The following is a 15250-nucleotide window of genomic DNA, read 5'->3' as shown; positions in this document are numbered from 1 at the left end:
AATTAGGCCAGTGGGTGGCCAGATCTTGGCCATGGCGTACGCATTGCAACCGCCGCAGCGCGGTTTCGTCATAGCGGCGCCGATTACCCGCAGTAGGTTCGAACGGCGGTAGAAGTCCAGAACCGGATCGTAGGTGCTTTGAACCCGGTGCGAAATGAGGGAGCCCCGATTGCATTCATTTTCGAAAACACCCCCTTGAACCTCTAGTTACTAGAGGAATTATGTAGCATGGTGATTCAGTAAATAGGACACACTAAAATGGCTCATCAGCATACCCACAAAGGGCACAGCCACGCGCATGTTGATCCGCAGGCCGGAGATGCGCGCGTTGCCTGGGCCATAGCGGTCAATATGTTCTTGACGCTGGCACAGATTGTGGGCGGGGTTATTTCAGGTTCGCTCGCCTTGATTGCGGACGCCTTGCACAACCTGTCAGATGCGATTGCGCTGGTCATCGCATTCTTTGCTCGCAAGATCGCTCGTCGACCCGCGAACGCGCGTATGAGTTTCGGGTATGGCCGGGCCGAGGTTGTAGCGGCGCTGGTTAACTACACAACACTGATCGTTCTGTCGGTCTATCTGCTGTACGAAGGCGTAATGCGGTTTGTCGAGCCCGAGCCGGTTAATGGCTGGATCGTTGTCTGGATCGCTGGGATCGCATTGGTCGTCGACCTTGTCACCGCTATGCTGACCTATTCCATGTCCAAGGACAGCATGAATATTCGTGCGGCATTCCTGCACAATGTGGCCGATGCATTGGGGTCCGTCGCCGTGATTGTCGCAGGTACCGCTGTAATTGTCTTCAACTGGACTTGGGTCGACCCAGCGGTCACCATCATGATCTCACTTTACATCCTTTGGCACGTCAAATCCGAGATCGGTGAAACCATACGCGTTCTGATGTTGGGCGCGCCAACAGAATTGGATCCGGAAGAGGTCGCCACAGCCATTGAAGGCGTATCGGGCGTGGCAGGAGTTCACCACATCCATCTTTGGAGCATGCAGGAGCGTGAGCCCGCGCTGTCGGCGCATCTGGTCATCAAACCCGACGCACAAGATAGTGCCGAGGATATCCGGGTGATGGTCAAGCAGGTTCTGCAGAACAAGTTTGGGCTTGGTCATGTTACGCTTGAAATCGAAGCCAGCGGGCACGCTTGCGTCGGATCAACCCGATTTGGGCATCAACAGATTTAGGGGCCTAAAACGAGAATTGCCGTTCCGATATGGGGTCGGAACGGCAGACTCGTAACCAAACACTTTCACGGATTTCGCAGGGCAGCCCTGAGATCACCGGTTAACACACCACTCACTCATGAACGGTCATTACATACTATGTGGTCAGATGGCGTTTGTAAGGAGAGGATGTGAAGAATCCCTGAATTTGAGGCGAATTGAGGCCATTCAAAGGAATTTTCTGAATGATTTTCGAAACAGAGTGCCCCAAATACTAGCATTGTCTTTTGCGTATTCTGGCCAGATCTATCCGAATACGTGGAATCACCTATAAACTAGGCGCCCTCGGTGGCGAAGACCTCATCAAAGGTCTTTTTTAGCGCAACATCGACGTCATCCATGGTCACCGGCAACCCAAGATCGACCAGTGAGGTCACCCCGTGTTCCTGAATTCCGCAGGGCACGATTCCGGTGAAATGTGACAGGTCCGGCTCGACATTGATTGAGATGCCGTGAAAGCTGATCCATTTCCGCAGGCGAATGCCGATGGCCGCGATCTTGTCCTCGGCTGGCTGGCCGGTGATCGTCAGCGGCTTGTCTTGCCGTTGCACCCAGACGCCCACGCGGCCGTCGCGGATCTCACCGATGACATTGAACTCGGCCAGAGCCGCAATCACCCATGCCTCAAGCTGCTGCACAAAGCGGCGCACATCATGACCGCGTTTGCCCACATCAAGCATGACGTAAACAACGCGCTGACCGGGGCCGTGATAGGTGTACTGTCCACCGCGCTTGCTTTCATAGACCGGAAAGCGATCCGGATCGGTCAGATCTTCTCGCTTGGCAGAAGTCCCAGCGGTATAAAGCGGAGGGTGTTCCAACAGCCAAATGCATTCGTCCGCCTCACCCGCTGCAATCGCGGCAACGCGCGCCTCCATGAAGGCAGTGGCCTCGTCGTAGTCGATCAGCCCGTCGGTAGTCTTCCATTCCATGCTCATTCCTTAGACCGTCTGCGGGGTAGGGGGAAGGGGTCAGGCGGCCTCGGCCAGGCAGCGTTGCAGGACCTGCGCATAAGTGTCCGTGCCCTGTGCGCCGGTCAGCAGATATTTCCCTCCAAACACCATCGAAGGCACGCCCGAGATGCCTCGGCTGGTCCAGAAATCTTGTTTTTCACGCACCGGTTGGGCATGCGCACCTGATTCAAGTGCGGTTCGCGCCGCCTCCGGGTTGAGCCCGGCCGTCTCGACCGCGCCCATCAACACTTCGACGTCAGAGACATCCTGTTGCTTGGTGAAATAGGTTTCGAACAGGGTCAGTTTCAGCGGATGCTGACGCCCCTGTGTTTCCGCCCAGTCAAGCAGTTGATGCGCGGCAAAGGTGTTCACGATTCTGCTGTCATCAGTGAAATTGAAGGTGAACCCAAGTTCAGTGCCCAACGCAGTCAACCGCTCGCGCGCCTGCTGGCTTTGTTCGGGCGTCGAGCCATATTTCTCGGCAATATGCTCCCTCAGATTCTGTCCCTCTGGCCCCATGTTGGGGTTCAGTTCGAACGGATGCCAGCGCAATCGGGCCAGCACATTCTCTTGCTTCAGTGCGGCATCGAGTTGACGAAAGCCGACAATACACCACGGACAGACCACATCCGAGACGACATCAATCTGCACGGTAGGGCGGGGATCGGGCGAGGGCATGGGCTGCTCCAGATTGCATTGTATCGCGGTTAGATATGGCTAAAGCACGTGATTTCAATCGGCTGTGTTTTTGCCTCTTCACATCGCGCGGCTCAGCGTCTATACGCCCCTCTACCAAGTCATTGGCAGTGCGGTCGTGGCGGAATTGGTAGACGCGCAGCGTTGAGGTCGCTGTGGGGTAACACCCGTGGAAGTTCGAGTCTTCTCGACCGCACCAACATCCTGAAATCGTTACCCGAAATTGTCAGGTGAGACGGGCGCCCTGTTGGTTGAAGCGGTAGGTTCGATCCTGGGCGTAGCCGAAATGGACGGATTCACCAGCGTTGACCTGATGCTGGCCGAACAGGCGCGCGGTTATCTGGTGGTCTTGCATCATCGCGATCACGTTTGTGTCTCCACCCAGATGCTCAACATGGGTCACGTTTGCGGTCAGGGGGCCTTCGTCGGATAAGTACAAGTCCTCTGGGCGGATGCCCAATGTTGTGTCCGCGCTGTCGCCGATTACGCTGGCGGGGAAGAAATTCATCGACGGAGCGCCAAGGAAACCCGCGACGAACTGGTTGGCGGGGTTATTATATAGCTCCATCGGGCTGCCAACCTGTTCAACGCGCCCGTCGCGCAGGACGACGATCTTGTCAGCGAGCGTCATCGCCTCGGTCTGGTCGTGGGTGACGTAGATCATCGATGCATCGAGCTGCTGATGCAGGTTGGCGATTTCCAGTCGCGTATTCATACGCAGGGCAGCGTCCAAATTGGACAAGGGCTCGTCGAACAAGAACAGTTTGGGTTCGCGTACAATGGCGCGACCGATCGCGACGCGTTGGCGCTGGCCGCCTGACAGTTCTGAGGGGTAACGGTCGATATAGGGCTCAAGGTTCAGCATCTTGCTGGCCTTGGCGACGCGTTCTTCGATGACCTGCTTGCTCTGGCCTTCCTGTTTCAGTGCCAGCGACATGTTCTTGCGCACATTCAGGTGGGGATAGAGTGCATAGCTTTGGAACACCATCGCGATGCCGCGTTTCGAGGGGGGCGTTAGGTTCATCACCTCTCCGCCAATGCGCACTTCGCCCGAGGTCACGTCCTCCAGCCCCGCGATCACGCGTAGCAGGGTGGACTTGCCGCAGCCGGAGGGGCCGACGAAGACGACGAATTCTCCGTCTTCGACTTCGATGTTAATATCTTTCAGTACCTCGACAGTGCCGAAGGACTTGTTCACGTTTGTCAGCGTCAGGGCGGTCATGTGCGTGCCTCTTTCAGCGAAATGGGTTGGCCAGTGCGGATGCTTTCATCGGCAGCTAGACAGATGGCCAGCGATTGCACGGCGTCGTTCATATGGCGGGTCAGGTCGATGTCCTCGGCGATGGCGCGCAGCATATAGGCTTGTTCGGCATCGCAGAGCTGCTGATGGCCGGGCTCATCGGGCATGTCGATTGTCTGGTCGCCATCGGGGCGATGGACCAGAAGGCCGCCAACCTTGGTGTGTCCGTCGATATCGGCGGATGCGCCCTTGTTGCCATCGGTGATCGAGACCGAGCCGTTGGGCGACACGATGTCTTTCACGAAGAACGCGGTTTCGGACATCATCGGGCCCCAACCGGCCTCATACCAGCCGACCGAGCCATCCTCGAAGACCACCTGAAACTGGCCGTAGTTGTACATGTCTTCGGCGATCTCATCGCTTAGGCGCAGGCCCATGCCGTGGACTCGCACGGGGTCGGAGTCAGTGATCTGACACATCACGTCGACATAATGCACACCGCAATCGACGATGGGCGAGGTGGTCTGCATCAGAGCTTTGTGTGTTTCCCACTCGGCCCCGCTGCTTTGTTGGTTGAGATTCAGCCGGAACACGTAGGGCCCGCCCAGGTCGCGCGCCTCGGAAATCAGGCGCATCCACGAAGGATGGTGTCGCAGGATGTAGCCGATCACCAGTTTGCGGTTGGTCTCAATGGCCTTTTCGACAGCACGCTTGGCATCTGCCACAGTGGTCGCTAGCGGTTTTTCGACAAATACATGCGCCCCGGCCTCCATCGCCGCGCAGGCGAAATCGGCGTGGCTGTCGGAGTAGGTCGCCACGACCACCAGATCGGGCTTGGTCTCTGCCAGAGCGGTGTGAAAATCCGAATAGGCCGGATAGATCGACAGATCTGGTTGATCCACGCGACCGGATCGGTTCACCAACCCAACAATCTGCGCGTCTAGGTGGTTGTGGTGGGCCAAAGCGTGGCTCAGCCCCATATTGCCGAGGCCGGCGATCAGAACTTTGGTCATTTCACAGCTCCTGAAGTGATGCCGCGGATCAGTTGGCGCGAGAAGATGACATAGAGCACCAGCACCGGCAGGATCGCCATGCTGAGCGCCGACAGAACCGCGTTCCAGTCGGTGACGAACTGGCCGATAAAGACCTGGCTGCCCAGCGTCAGTGTTTTGGTTTCCTCGGCCGGGGCAAGGATCAGCGGGAACCAGAGGTCGTTCCAGATGGGGATCATGTTGAACACGGCCACGGTCGCCATGGCGGGGCGGACCAGCGGTAGGACCAATCGGAAGAATATGGTGTATTCGGACAGCCCATCGACGCGGCCTGCGTTCTTCAGATCGTCCGAGACTTGCCGCATGAATTCAGACAGGATGAACACCGCCAGCGGCAGACCTTGCGCGGTATAGACAAGGATCAGGGCCCAAAGGGTGTTCACCAAACCGGTTGCCACCATCATCTCAAGTATCGCCACGGTGCCGATGCGGATCGGGATCATAATCCCAAGCGCCAGATAGAGACCCATCAGAGTGTTGCCCTTGAATTTGTATTCGCTCAGGGCAAAGGCGGCCATGGCGCCGAACAGCAGAACGAAGGCCAGCGACACCACGGTCACGATCAGCGAGTTTTGGAAATAAAGGAAGAAATCCCCTTGTTTCATAACCGTCTGGTAACCGATGAGAGAAAAGCTTTCGGCATCGGGCAGGGCGAGCGGCTCGCGGAAAATCGAGCGTCGGGTTTTGAAGCTGTTGATGATGATCACGAAGACCGGGAAGAGGGCAATCAACGTGTAGAGGATCAGCGCCCCGTGCATGGCGGCCGTGTTCAGCGGGTTATGGCGTGCTTTGTTCATGCGTTCACCCTCACAGCTGATACCGGCGCATCCGGGTCTGGATGCCGAAGAGGTAGATGCAGACACCCACGAGAATGATGGCGAACATGGCGCCTGCGATAGCGGAGCCCATATGCGGGTCGCCCAATTGCAGTTGGAAGCCGAAGAACGTGCGGTACATGAAGGTGCCGAGGATGTCGGTTGAGAAATCTGGGCCCGCCAGCGCGCCCTGCGAGACATAGATCAGGTCGAACGCGTTGAAATTGCCGACGAAAGTCAGGATCGAGATGATGCCAATCGAGGGAATGATCAACGGCAGCTTGATCTTCCAGAACGCCGAAGCACCGGTGATGCCGTCTATTTCTCCGGCTTCAAGGATCTCTTCGGGGATCGACAGCAGGGCGGCGTAGATCAACATCATCGGGATGCCGACGAATTGCCAGACCGAGACAAGTGCCAGTGTTGTCAGCGCGTATTCTTCCTTACCCAACCATGGTGCAAACAGCGACTTCAGACCAATGGCGTCCAGCATTGAAGGTGCGATGCCCCAAAGCGGGGACAATATCAGCTTCCACGCGAAACCGACGATCACAAAGCTCAGAATGGTCGGAATGAAGATCGCGGACCGATAGAGCGCGGCAAACCGCAAGCGTGGATGCGACAGAAGCGCGGCCAAAGCTATGCCGATGGGGTTCTGAACCAGCATGTGGATCAGGAAGAACCAGAAGTTGTTGCCCAAAGCGTTCCAGAACTGCTCGGACCAGATCGGATCGAAGAACAGGGTGCGGAAATTCTGCAAGCCCACGTAGATACGTGTCTGATCAACCTCGGTGAACAGTGCGAGGCGCAGTGTGTTGAACAAGGGGAAGATCATCACTGCCGTGTAGACCAGCACCGCAGGGGCGAGGAAAACGGCAATGTGCCAGCGTATGCGGCGGGTCTGCATGGGAATCTCCGGGGGAAAGGTCCGGACGCGACGCGGTAGCCGCGTCCGGTGTGAGTGGCCTAGTTGTTACTGATGCGGTGCGTACCAGCTGGCCAGACCGTCTTGCAGTTGCTGACCCAGTGCTTCGGGTGTCTCGGCACCCTTGATGGCTGCAACGGATGCACCCCAAGTCTCGTTTTCGAGGTTCGGCGTGCCGCGCGACAGGATTTGGTATGTCGAGCGGATTGTGCTTTCGCACTCATCCCGCCAACCGACGATTTCCTTGGCCAGTGGATCTTCCAGCTCGACCGGAGTGCTGGACAGCGGGAAGAAGCCGGGTAGGGCGTTACCGAAGATGCTGGCGAACTCCGGGCTTGCGACCCAAGCCAGGAAGGTGCGCGCAGCTTCCTGGTTCTCGCTCGCCGCGTTCATGCCGATGCCGATATCGGTGTGGTCCGAAATATAGCAGGTGTCGCCCGCGTTCTGGACCGGTGGCTTAAAGGCGCCCATTTCGAAATCGGCCTGCGTGTTGAAGCCCGAGATTTCCCAGCTGCCTGCTGGATAGACCGCTGCACGACCCAGCGTGAACAGGTTCTGGCTGTCGGGATAGGTTTGCGCTTCATACCCGTCGCCGAGATAGTCGGCCCACTTGGCCAGTGTCGCATACGGGGCGACCCACTGGGGGTCGGTCAGCTTCTGCTCGCCTTTGATCAGCGCCTGACGACCTTCTTCACCCTTCCAGTAGTTCGGGCCGATGTTGTTATAGCCCATCGTTGCGGCTTCCCACTGGTCATTGGTGCCCATCGCCATCGGGATATAGGTACCGTCTTCCTTGATCTTATCGAGGGCGGCAAAGAACTCAGCTTCGGTAGTTGGAACTTCGATGCCCAACTCATTGAACGCATCTTTGTTGTAGATGAAGCCGTGAATCACTGACGCCATCGGGACGCAGAAACTGGCTGAACCGTCATCGGTTTGCCACGCAGATTTGGCCACGTCCGAGAAGTTTCCCATGGCCTCAAGATCAGACAGATCGGTCAGGTGCCCCGACTCGTATAGTGCAAGCGAGGCATCAAACGGACGGCAGGTAATCAGATCGCCAGCCGATCCGGCCTCGAGCTTTGAGTTTAAGACAGCGTTGTATTCTGCCGGTGCAGAGGGCGAGAATATTACTTTGATGCCGGGATTCTCGGCCTCGAACGCCGGAATGATCTTTTCCTGCCACAACGCCAGATCGTCGTTTCGCCAACTTTCGATGGTCAAAGTGGCCTCTTGCGCATAGGCGCTTGTGACCAGCGCCGTGCTCATCATGGCAAGGCTCAGAACTTTGCGTGTCATTTGATATCTCCCAGGTTGATGGTTTCTTGGTTTTGTTTCATCCGCTCCAGCGCAGGGCGGAGGTGATCGTCGGTGTTGCTTAGCATTGCTTGCGCCGCGTCCAGCGACCCTGCGCCTACAGCCAAAAGGGCCGCGCATTTGAGGTTGCCCTCTGCCGCAGTCAACGCCTTTGTAGCCTGAGCGGAGGAAACGCCGGTCAACTGACAGACGATCCCGTTGGCTCGGGCGCGTAGCTTGTCATTGTCAGCGCGCAAATTGATCATCATGCCGTCCTGAATATGCCCCAGCTCCATCGCCATCAGCGTCGAAAGCATGTTCAGTGCGATTTTCTGCGCTGTACCAGCGCCCATGCGGGTAGAGCCCGAGATCAGTTCAGGTGGTGTGGAAAGCAGGATTGGATGGTCAGAAAGCTGCAACAGTTCGGTGCCCCCGTTATTGGCAATGCCGATAACCGTGGCGCCTCTGTCCCGCGCGATCCGCGCTGCTGCGGTTGTGTACGGTGTGGTTCCGCTGGCCGAGACGGTGATCAAGGTGTCTTTGGCAGAAAGATCGGCCAGGTCTCGGGCAAGGCTGTCGGTGGCATCTTCGACATCTCCCGGCATCTCTACCCCTGAGGGCAATCCACCTGCCATGTGGATGCGAATCTGGCGGGCTGGTATCGAAAAAGTTCCCCCCAGTTCCAGCGCATCCGAGGCGGCCATCAAGCCGGAAGAGCCTGCCGCCAAATAGCGCAAAACCCCGCCCGATCGGATGGATTGCGCCATAGCTTTTGCGCCTGCGCAGAGGGTGGGCAGCGAGGAAAGCGGGGCAGCGGCAGCGTCGGCTTGCGAGCGGGCCAGCAGCTCGGCTACCTCAGTCAGCGGTCGGGCGTCAAGTCCGATCGCGTCTTGATGTAGCTGTTCGGTAACTGGCTTGGTCACGTGATTCTCCCCCGAAATTTTGAATATCATACCTTTTAGATACCATTAGTCTACCATTTTATTTTTACGCCCACTATTTTCAAGATTTAGACAACTATTACTGAATTATTGTGGAATTTGGTCTTCAAAATTAGAAATAGGTATTATAAAGGTATCTCCATGAGTCGCCCTTCTGATACCATTGTGCTGGCCGCTGATGGCGGTGGAACACGCTGCCGTCTTGCTGTTTCAGACGGCTCTGCGGTTCAGTGTGTCGAGGTTGGTGCGGCAAATGTATCAACCGATTTTGACGCAGCCTGCGCTGAGTTGATGCACGGAATTGCTGCTTTGGCCCGACTTGCCGGACAAGAGGCAACTCAAATTTCTCGTGCGCCAGCCTACTTGGGGCTGGCCGGTATCACGGGGTGCGAGCTGGCTGATCGGCTGGCAGAAAAGCTGCCATTTGACCATGTTCTGATTGAAGATGACAGGCCAGCCGCATTGCGTGGTGCGTTGGGTTCGAAAGACGGTTTCGTAGCGCATTGCGGAACGGGCTCTTTTCTGGCGGTCCAGAATGGGGATCGCAGGTCATTTGCCGGGGGCTGGGGACCTGTTCTCGGGGATCAGGCCTCGGCGCAATGGGTTGGGCGGCGGGCTTTGGCCTTTACGCTTGACTGTGTGGACGCTCTGAAGCCTGCGTCTGATTTGGCGGACAGCCTGTTGTCGCGTTTTGATGGCGCTGCTGGGATTGTCAGGACCGCCTCCAAGATGTCGCCTACCGAGTTCGGAGCGCTGGCGCCTGTTGTCACGCAACACGCAAAGCAAGGAGATGCGCTTGCGCTGTCGATCATGGAGGATAGTGCACAGTATCTGGCGGATCAGATGTTGGCGATGGGCTGGATGCCCGGCCTTTCGATCTGCCTGACCGGCGGCATCGGCCCGCAATATGCGGAATTTCTGCCTGCGCCAATGCAACAGGAATTGGCCGACCCGCTGGGCGATCCGTTGACCGGTGCCATCGCGTTGGCCCACGCCTTTCAAAAGGAGACCCGACATGAGCGTTGCTGACTTCTTGCGGCCCGAGGGTTGGCTGGGTCAGACCGCCGGTCCCCGATACGTACAGCTGCGGCAGCGGCTGGAGCAGGGGATTGAAGAGGGTATTCTGGCTCCGAACAGTTCACTCCCGCCCGAGCGCGAGATTGCCGAGCTGACGGACCTGTCGCGGGTGACGGTCCGCAAGGCGATTCAGGAACTTGTGCGCAAAGGTGCGATTGAACAGCGGCAAGGCTCGGGGTCATTCGTGCGTCAAGCGGTTGCACGGGTTGAGCAGTCGCTGTCGCACCTGACCTCGTTCACCGAAGACATGGAGAGGCGCGGTTTTGAAACGACTTCAACCTGGTTGGAGCGCGGAATATTCCTGCCGTCACCTGATGAGATGCTGGCGCTGGGCCTATCGGCGAGTGATCAGGTCGCCCGCATTCATCGTCTGCGCGCGGCTGGCGGGCGACCGATGGCGCTGGAACGCGCGGCGTTGCCGCTGGATATATTGCCCAACCCGACTGAGGTTACCGGATCTCTCTATGCCTTTCTCGAACACTCAGGCAATCGTCCGGTGCGCGCGATCCAGAAAATCTCGGCCATCAATCTCGAAGCAACCGAGGCTGGATTGCTGGACGTTGCTGAAGGTACGGCGGGACTGCGCATTCAGCGGACCTCGTATTTAGAAAGCGGGCGCGTTGCTGAACTGACCCGATCCATCTATCACGGCGATGCCTACGATTTCGTAGCAGAGCTGCGTCTGTCAACCTGAAAGGCGGGGCTCATGTCCAGCGATACAACTCAAATGCGGCAGGAAATCAATGAGATACCTTTTGCCGTTGATCGGCTTCTCACTGATGGTGCCACGGCGATTTCAAAGACCGCAAGCGCGATCTGCGCGCACGATCCCGGCTTCCTGATTTCGGTTGCGCGAGGTTCGTCGGACCATGCCTGCAGCTTTCTGAAATACGCTTCGGAACTGCTGCTGGGCCTGCCCATGGCCTCGGTTGGGCCGAGCGTGAAATCGATCTACGGGGTCGATATGCGATGCCCCGGTGCGCTGTGTATTTCGGTATCCCAATCGGGTCAAAGCCCCGACATCGTACAGCTGACGAAGTCCCTGACAGAAGGCGGCGCGTATTCGGTGGCGATCACGAACGATACCACGTCTGCACTGGCCCAGAACGCCACCTCGGCTCTGTCCATCCTTGCAGGCCCCGAGCTTAGCGTGGCTGCCACCAAGACTTTCGTCACCTCTCTGGTCGCCGGGCTTTGGCTGTTGGCCGAGGTAAAGGGTGATGACACTTTGCTGGCTGCAATTCACAAATTGCCGGAAGATTTATCGCGGGCGATCACCTGCGATTGGAGCGCGGTGGTCGAGGCAGTCGATGGACAATCCCTGTTCACTCTGGGGCGGGGGATGTCCTGGGCGATCTCGAATGAGGCGGCGTTGAAATTCAAGGAAACCTGCCAAATTCATGCGGAAAGCTATTCCTCGGCCGAAGTTCTGCATGGCCCGGTTTCGATCGTGGATCAGGGCTTTCCGGTGATTGCGTTCTCGTCCGGAGACGCGGCTGAGGCCAACATCGCCGAAGTCGCCGATGCGCTCGCAGCCAAGGGCGCAAAAGTCTTCGCAACGACCAATCAGGTGTCTGATGCCGTGAGGCTACCACATGTCCGCACCACGCACTGGATGACAGATCCGGTAGCCTCAATCGCTTCGTTCTACGGTATGGTCGAAACTGTGGCCACGCGCCGGGGCATCAATCCCGATGCACCGCGTCACCTGCGGAAAGTGACGGAGACGGTATGACCGATGCGACGATCACCTTCGCGGGCGGGCCTATCTTTGATGGTAAAACCCTGAAGGACGGCCACGCCGCCCGTTTCGTCGGCGGGCTGCTCGACAGTATTTTGCCCGAAGCCGAGTTGCCTTCGGATGAGATGGTTCAGGATCTGTCGGGCGATATTTTAAGCCCCGGCTATGTAGATTTGCAGGTGAATGGCGGCGGAGGCGTCATGTTCAACGACGATCCATCGGTCGAGACATTACAGCGTATTGCGGCGGCTCATCGCAAGCTTGGCGCGACGTCGATCCTTCCGACGCTGATCACGGACACGCCCGAAAAGACAACGGCTGCCATTTCTGCTGCTTCTCAGGCCATTCAGCGCGGAGTTCAGGGGATTGTCGGCTTGCATCTTGAGGGGCCGCATCTCTCGGTGCGACGCAAGGGCGCGCATGACGGCGGGCTGATCCGCCGGATGCAGGACGCTGATCTTGCACAGCTGATAGAAGCGGCAGGGGCGTTGCCTGCATTGATGGTTACGCTTGCGCCTGAAAGTGTCACGATTGCTCAGGTCGAAACGCTCAGCAAGGCGGGGGTCATCGTGTCGTTGGGGCACAGTGATGCCGAGTTTCAGACCTGCGTGGCTTACGCACAGGCGGGCGCGCACTGCGCCACCCATTTGTTTAACGCGATGAGTCAGTTGGGCAACCGCGAACCGGGGCTGGTTGGCGCAGTCTTGTCCAGCGGTGCGATGTCTGCCGGGTTGATAGCGGATGCAATCCATGTTCACCCGCAGACGATGCGCGCCGCCTTTGCAGCTAAACAGGGGCCGGGGCATCTGTTTCTGGTGAGCGACGCGATGGCCGTTGCTGGAACGGATCTGCAGGAATTCAAGCTGGAAGGGCGTGTCATCCAACGTGAAAACAGCAGGCTGACCTTACCGGATGGAACCCTGGCCGGGGCCGATCTGAACCTGACCACCGCGCTGCGCGTGTTGACAACGGATGTCGGCGTTTCACTGACGGACGCCTTGGCAGCGGCCACACGCATTCCGGCGGATATCATTTCCCAGCGCTCAATCGCGTGCCTGAACTTGATCTCGCAGGCCATTCGCATTTCTCCGGATTTGTCGCAGGCCCGTCCGGCGGTTGCTTAACCTCGTGTTGCAACAAATTGCGAAACAGCGCGTTTTTCACATCTCGCCTCAACTGTAGCGGTTGTGTAAGACCTTAGGCGAACGTGGTTTGGGAATGTCTGTATGTATCAGATAATTGGAATAGTTGGCAGGGCATTGACCACCCGGATCGCGCAATGATCCAAACGCGTGGCGTTTTCATTGGTCAGCGTACGGATTGTTTGGGCGCGCGCCTGCTGATGATCCTGACCTGTATCCGTCTGGCCGAAGACTTTGGGACAGACTACCGGGTGAACTGGTTCCCGCAAGGCGCCGATGCGCCGGAGTTGGATCATCCCGAGGAGTTATTCACCAAAGACTGGATGGATGCGCATTTCCTTGATCAGGCAGAGTTCGACACGATAAGCGCGACCGCTCTGCCAATTTGGGCCTTCCAAAACGATCCATCACCCGAGCGGCTGATCGACCATTTGGCGTCTGGCCGTTCGGTTCTGGTCGAAGAAGCGAGCGAGATATTTGCCTTCCCGTGGGAAGATATCGAAACCATCCGTCCCCGCTATCGCGATTTCATACATAGCGTTGGATTTGTGGATGAGGTTCGTCAGATCATGGATCGCGCGGATCAGAAGCTCTCGGGGCAGGGGGTTTCGGCTTACCACATTCGGCGCGGAGAAATCCTGAACGGATTACCATGGAAGCATTCGATCTGGCCCGCCAAGATCGAACCTGACGAGTTTTACGAGGCCCATCTGGAGAAATCCAAGGGCCAGACGGTGATCATGTTTTCGGATCAGCCAGAGGTGATAGGCCGTTTCAAGCAACGGTTTCCGGAGCTCATGCAGATGTCGGATATCGCTGATCTGTTGGCTCTGACCCGGGCGCAGCGGGACTTTCTGGAGCTTTTTGCGATGTCACGGGCGGATCAGGTGATCGCGCCACACATATCTGGCTTTTCAATGGCTGCAGCCCGGATTTCGGGGCAGCAGCGTAAAGTGTTCCGCGATGTATTGTCCAAGGATGAGATGCAGGCGGCCAATGCGCGGTTCATCGAACGGGTTGCGAAGGGGCCATCGGCCTTTCTGAATCCCTCAGAGGCGGCGCATATCTATTCAAAGGCGGTGCAACATCTGTCAGCGCAGGATCGCTGCGAAGAGGCGTATGATAGTGCGAAACCTATTCTGGACGCCGGGGCCGACAACGCCTTTATGCCACTTCTGCAATCCCTGAACTGTTTTTACCTGTCGAAGTGGCAGGAAAGCGAGGCACATGCCAAAGAGGGATTGCAGAACCCGCATCTCTGGCCCGAAGACTATTCTGTTTTGTGCGCGTTGCGCGGCGCTGTTCTTGGCATGCAGGGCAAGCGCGGTGCGGCGACGCTGCACTTTGCTAAAGCGTTCTGGTCCAAACCCTTACGGCCGGATGTTGTGGTGCTGGGGTCCAGAATGCTCTACCGCGCCCAACTTGCGCTTAGGCTAATGCCGCCTGTGGATTGGTCGTTGCAGAAGGTCGTTCGGCAACGCCGGTTTGCACCGTTCAATAACCTGTATCTGGTTCAGCGTAAGGTTGTCGTCAGGCGTCCTTGCAACTTCGATTTCATACTCTTGGACTGGGCCGAGCTGGCGCTGGATCAACGCGCAAGTCGTATCTTTGATCACCAACAAAGATTGGAAGCGCTTTCAACCTCACTCGATGAGGTTCACGACGTACCAGCAGACGACCCGCGATTGTTGGGCGCGAGGGTGATACTACAGAGGCATCTGGGGGAATTGTCCGGGGCCCACGCCATTGATAAAACCCGCCAGATCGTAGCTGGTGTGCCGGAAAGTGCCTTGTACCAAAAGCGGCTGGCCGAACTTTACGAAGCAGAAGGCGATACCTTAGCTGCGCATCGAACGATGTCAGAGGCGCTAGCTTGTGACCCGGAAAGCCCGTTTCTTCTGTTTGCCATGGGGCGCTTGCTAGAGCGGACGGGCAAGACCGGTCAGGGTGAAAAGTTCATTCTGAAAGCTGCCGATCTGGATGAAGTCACCGTCGTCATTCAGGGCATGGCGGGCCAGATTCACATGCGTCGCGGCAACAAGAACAAGGCGCGTCCCTATCTTGAGAAAGCGCGCGACCTTTATCCGCCCCACAAGCGGTTCACCAATCAACTGAATAGACTTTCGGGTCAGGCGTGAA

Annotated in this window: 14 protein-coding genes and 1 tRNA gene; 7 read left to right on the top strand and 8 right to left on the bottom strand. The window is 57.5% G+C overall.

Going from position 1 to position 15250, the window contains the following annotated elements:
* Positions 1 to 258 precede the first annotated feature (258 nt).
* On the top strand, positions 259 to 1194 hold the full coding sequence (locus ACRZ96_RS04555; protein ID WP_170510547.1) for a cation diffusion facilitator family transporter: 936 nt from the start codon (positions 259 to 261) through the stop codon (positions 1192 to 1194).
* A gap of 314 nt (positions 1195 to 1508) precedes the next feature.
* On the opposite strand, the gene lipB is transcribed toward ACRZ96_RS04555, so the two are convergent.
* Complete coding sequence (gene lipB / locus ACRZ96_RS04550) at positions 1509 to 2165, bottom strand: lipoyl(octanoyl) transferase LipB (protein ID WP_480704525.1); 657 nt, start codon at positions 2163 to 2165, stop codon at positions 1509 to 1511.
* Positions 2166 to 2204: 39 nt separating this feature from the next.
* On the bottom strand, positions 2205 to 2864 hold the full coding sequence (locus tag ACRZ96_RS04545) for a DsbA family oxidoreductase (protein WP_480704527.1): 660 nt from the start codon (positions 2862 to 2864) through the stop codon (positions 2205 to 2207).
* A 130-nt stretch (positions 2865 to 2994) separates the two neighbouring features.
* Between ACRZ96_RS04545 and ACRZ96_RS04540 the strand changes: the two genes are divergently transcribed.
* Positions 2995 to 3081 (top strand) — tRNA-Leu (locus ACRZ96_RS04540).
* Between the two features lie 27 nt (positions 3082 to 3108).
* Here the strand turns inward: ACRZ96_RS04540 and ACRZ96_RS04535 are convergent.
* The 6 genes from ACRZ96_RS04535 to ACRZ96_RS04510 all read right to left on the bottom strand — a co-directional run bounded on the left by ACRZ96_RS04535 (position 3109) and on the right by ACRZ96_RS04510 (position 9133).
* Positions 3109 to 4104: an ABC transporter ATP-binding protein gene (locus ACRZ96_RS04535; RefSeq protein ID WP_170662208.1), complete on the bottom strand. Its 996-nt coding sequence runs from the start codon at positions 4102 to 4104 to the stop codon at positions 3109 to 3111.
* Positions 4101 to 5135 (bottom strand): Gfo/Idh/MocA family protein, encoded by a 1035-nt coding sequence (locus ACRZ96_RS04530; RefSeq protein ID WP_480814264.1) that lies wholly within the window; start codon positions 5133 to 5135, stop codon positions 4101 to 4103. The genes ACRZ96_RS04535 and ACRZ96_RS04530 overlap by 4 nt, the downstream gene beginning before the upstream one ends.
* The gene (locus ACRZ96_RS04525) at positions 5132 to 5971 is read right to left on the bottom strand and encodes a carbohydrate ABC transporter permease (protein ID WP_170393445.1); all 840 of its coding nucleotides are present in this window, start codon (positions 5969 to 5971) and stop codon (positions 5132 to 5134) included. The genes ACRZ96_RS04530 and ACRZ96_RS04525 overlap by 4 nt, the downstream gene beginning before the upstream one ends.
* A gap of 10 nt (positions 5972 to 5981) precedes the next feature.
* Positions 5982 to 6896, bottom strand: a complete 915-nt coding sequence (locus ACRZ96_RS04520) for a carbohydrate ABC transporter permease (RefSeq protein ID WP_170421115.1) — start codon at positions 6894 to 6896, stop codon at positions 5982 to 5984.
* Positions 6897 to 6962: 66 nt separating this feature from the next.
* Complete coding sequence (locus ACRZ96_RS04515) at positions 6963 to 8213, bottom strand: ABC transporter substrate-binding protein (RefSeq protein ID WP_170405048.1); 1251 nt, start codon at positions 8211 to 8213, stop codon at positions 6963 to 6965.
* Positions 8210 to 9133, bottom strand: a complete 924-nt coding sequence (locus tag ACRZ96_RS04510) for an N-acetylmuramic acid 6-phosphate etherase (RefSeq protein ID WP_170421117.1) — start codon at positions 9131 to 9133, stop codon at positions 8210 to 8212. The genes ACRZ96_RS04515 and ACRZ96_RS04510 overlap by 4 nt, the downstream gene beginning before the upstream one ends.
* Positions 9134 to 9292: 159 nt before the next feature.
* On the opposite strand from ACRZ96_RS04510, the gene ACRZ96_RS04505 reads away from it, so the two are divergent.
* From ACRZ96_RS04505 to ACRZ96_RS04485, 5 genes are all read left to right on the top strand, one after another.
* On the top strand, positions 9293 to 10180 hold the full coding sequence (locus tag ACRZ96_RS04505; RefSeq protein ID WP_480704535.1) for a glucosamine kinase nucleotide-binding domain-containing protein: 888 nt from the start codon (positions 9293 to 9295) through the stop codon (positions 10178 to 10180).
* Positions 10167 to 10922 (top strand): GntR family transcriptional regulator, encoded by a 756-nt coding sequence (locus ACRZ96_RS04500; protein WP_170393434.1) that lies wholly within the window; start codon positions 10167 to 10169, stop codon positions 10920 to 10922. The genes ACRZ96_RS04505 and ACRZ96_RS04500 overlap by 14 nt, the downstream gene beginning before the upstream one ends.
* Positions 10923 to 10934: 12 nt before the next feature.
* Complete coding sequence (locus ACRZ96_RS04495) at positions 10935 to 11963, top strand: SIS domain-containing protein (RefSeq protein ID WP_480814263.1); 1029 nt, start codon at positions 10935 to 10937, stop codon at positions 11961 to 11963.
* On the top strand, positions 11960 to 13093 hold the full coding sequence (nagA, locus tag ACRZ96_RS04490; protein WP_223118203.1) for an N-acetylglucosamine-6-phosphate deacetylase: 1134 nt from the start codon (positions 11960 to 11962) through the stop codon (positions 13091 to 13093). Before ACRZ96_RS04495 ends, nagA begins: the two co-directional genes overlap by 4 nt.
* 155 nt (positions 13094 to 13248) lie before the next feature.
* Complete coding sequence (locus ACRZ96_RS04485; protein ID WP_480704539.1) at positions 13249 to 15249, top strand: tetratricopeptide repeat protein; 2001 nt, start codon at positions 13249 to 13251, stop codon at positions 15247 to 15249.
* Position 15250 lies beyond the last annotated feature (1 nt).

The sequence above is a fragment of the Ruegeria sp. CF1 genome, assembly GCF_056537445.1.
The sequence above is the reverse complement of the archived record's forward strand: the minus strand, read 5'-3'. Positions and strand labels throughout refer to the sequence as shown.

Coding starts and splice junctions, on each gene's coding strand:
- ACRZ96_RS04555 (WP_170510547.1), top strand. CDS start 259: ATGGCTCATCAGCATACCCACAAAGGGCACAGCCACGCGCATGTTGAT.
- lipB (WP_480704525.1), bottom strand. CDS start 2,165: ATGGAATGGAAGACTACCGACGGGCTGATCGACTACGACGAGGCCACT.
- ACRZ96_RS04545 (WP_480704527.1), bottom strand. CDS start 2,864: ATGCCCTCGCCCGATCCCCGCCCTACCGTGCAGATTGATGTCGTCTCG.
- ACRZ96_RS04535 (WP_170662208.1), bottom strand. CDS start 4,104: ATGACCGCCCTGACGCTGACAAACGTGAACAAGTCCTTCGGCACTGTC.
- ACRZ96_RS04530 (WP_480814264.1), bottom strand. CDS start 5,135: ATGACCAAAGTTCTGATCGCCGGCCTCGGCAATATGGGGCTGAGCCAC.
- ACRZ96_RS04525 (WP_170393445.1), bottom strand. CDS start 5,971: ATGAACAAAGCACGCCATAACCCGCTGAACACGGCCGCCATGCACGGG.
- ACRZ96_RS04520 (WP_170421115.1), bottom strand. CDS start 6,896: ATGCAGACCCGCCGCATACGCTGGCACATTGCCGTTTTCCTCGCCCCT.
- ACRZ96_RS04515 (WP_170405048.1), bottom strand. CDS start 8,213: ATGACACGCAAAGTTCTGAGCCTTGCCATGATGAGCACGGCGCTGGTC.
- ACRZ96_RS04505 (WP_480704535.1), top strand. CDS start 9,293: ATGAGTCGCCCTTCTGATACCATTGTGCTGGCCGCTGATGGCGGTGGA.
- ACRZ96_RS04500 (WP_170393434.1), top strand. CDS start 10,167: ATGAGCGTTGCTGACTTCTTGCGGCCCGAGGGTTGGCTGGGTCAGACC.
- ACRZ96_RS04495 (WP_480814263.1), top strand. CDS start 10,935: ATGTCCAGCGATACAACTCAAATGCGGCAGGAAATCAATGAGATACCT.
- nagA (WP_223118203.1), top strand. CDS start 11,960: ATGACCGATGCGACGATCACCTTCGCGGGCGGGCCTATCTTTGATGGT.
- ACRZ96_RS04485 (WP_480704539.1), top strand. CDS start 13,249: ATGATCCAAACGCGTGGCGTTTTCATTGGTCAGCGTACGGATTGTTTG.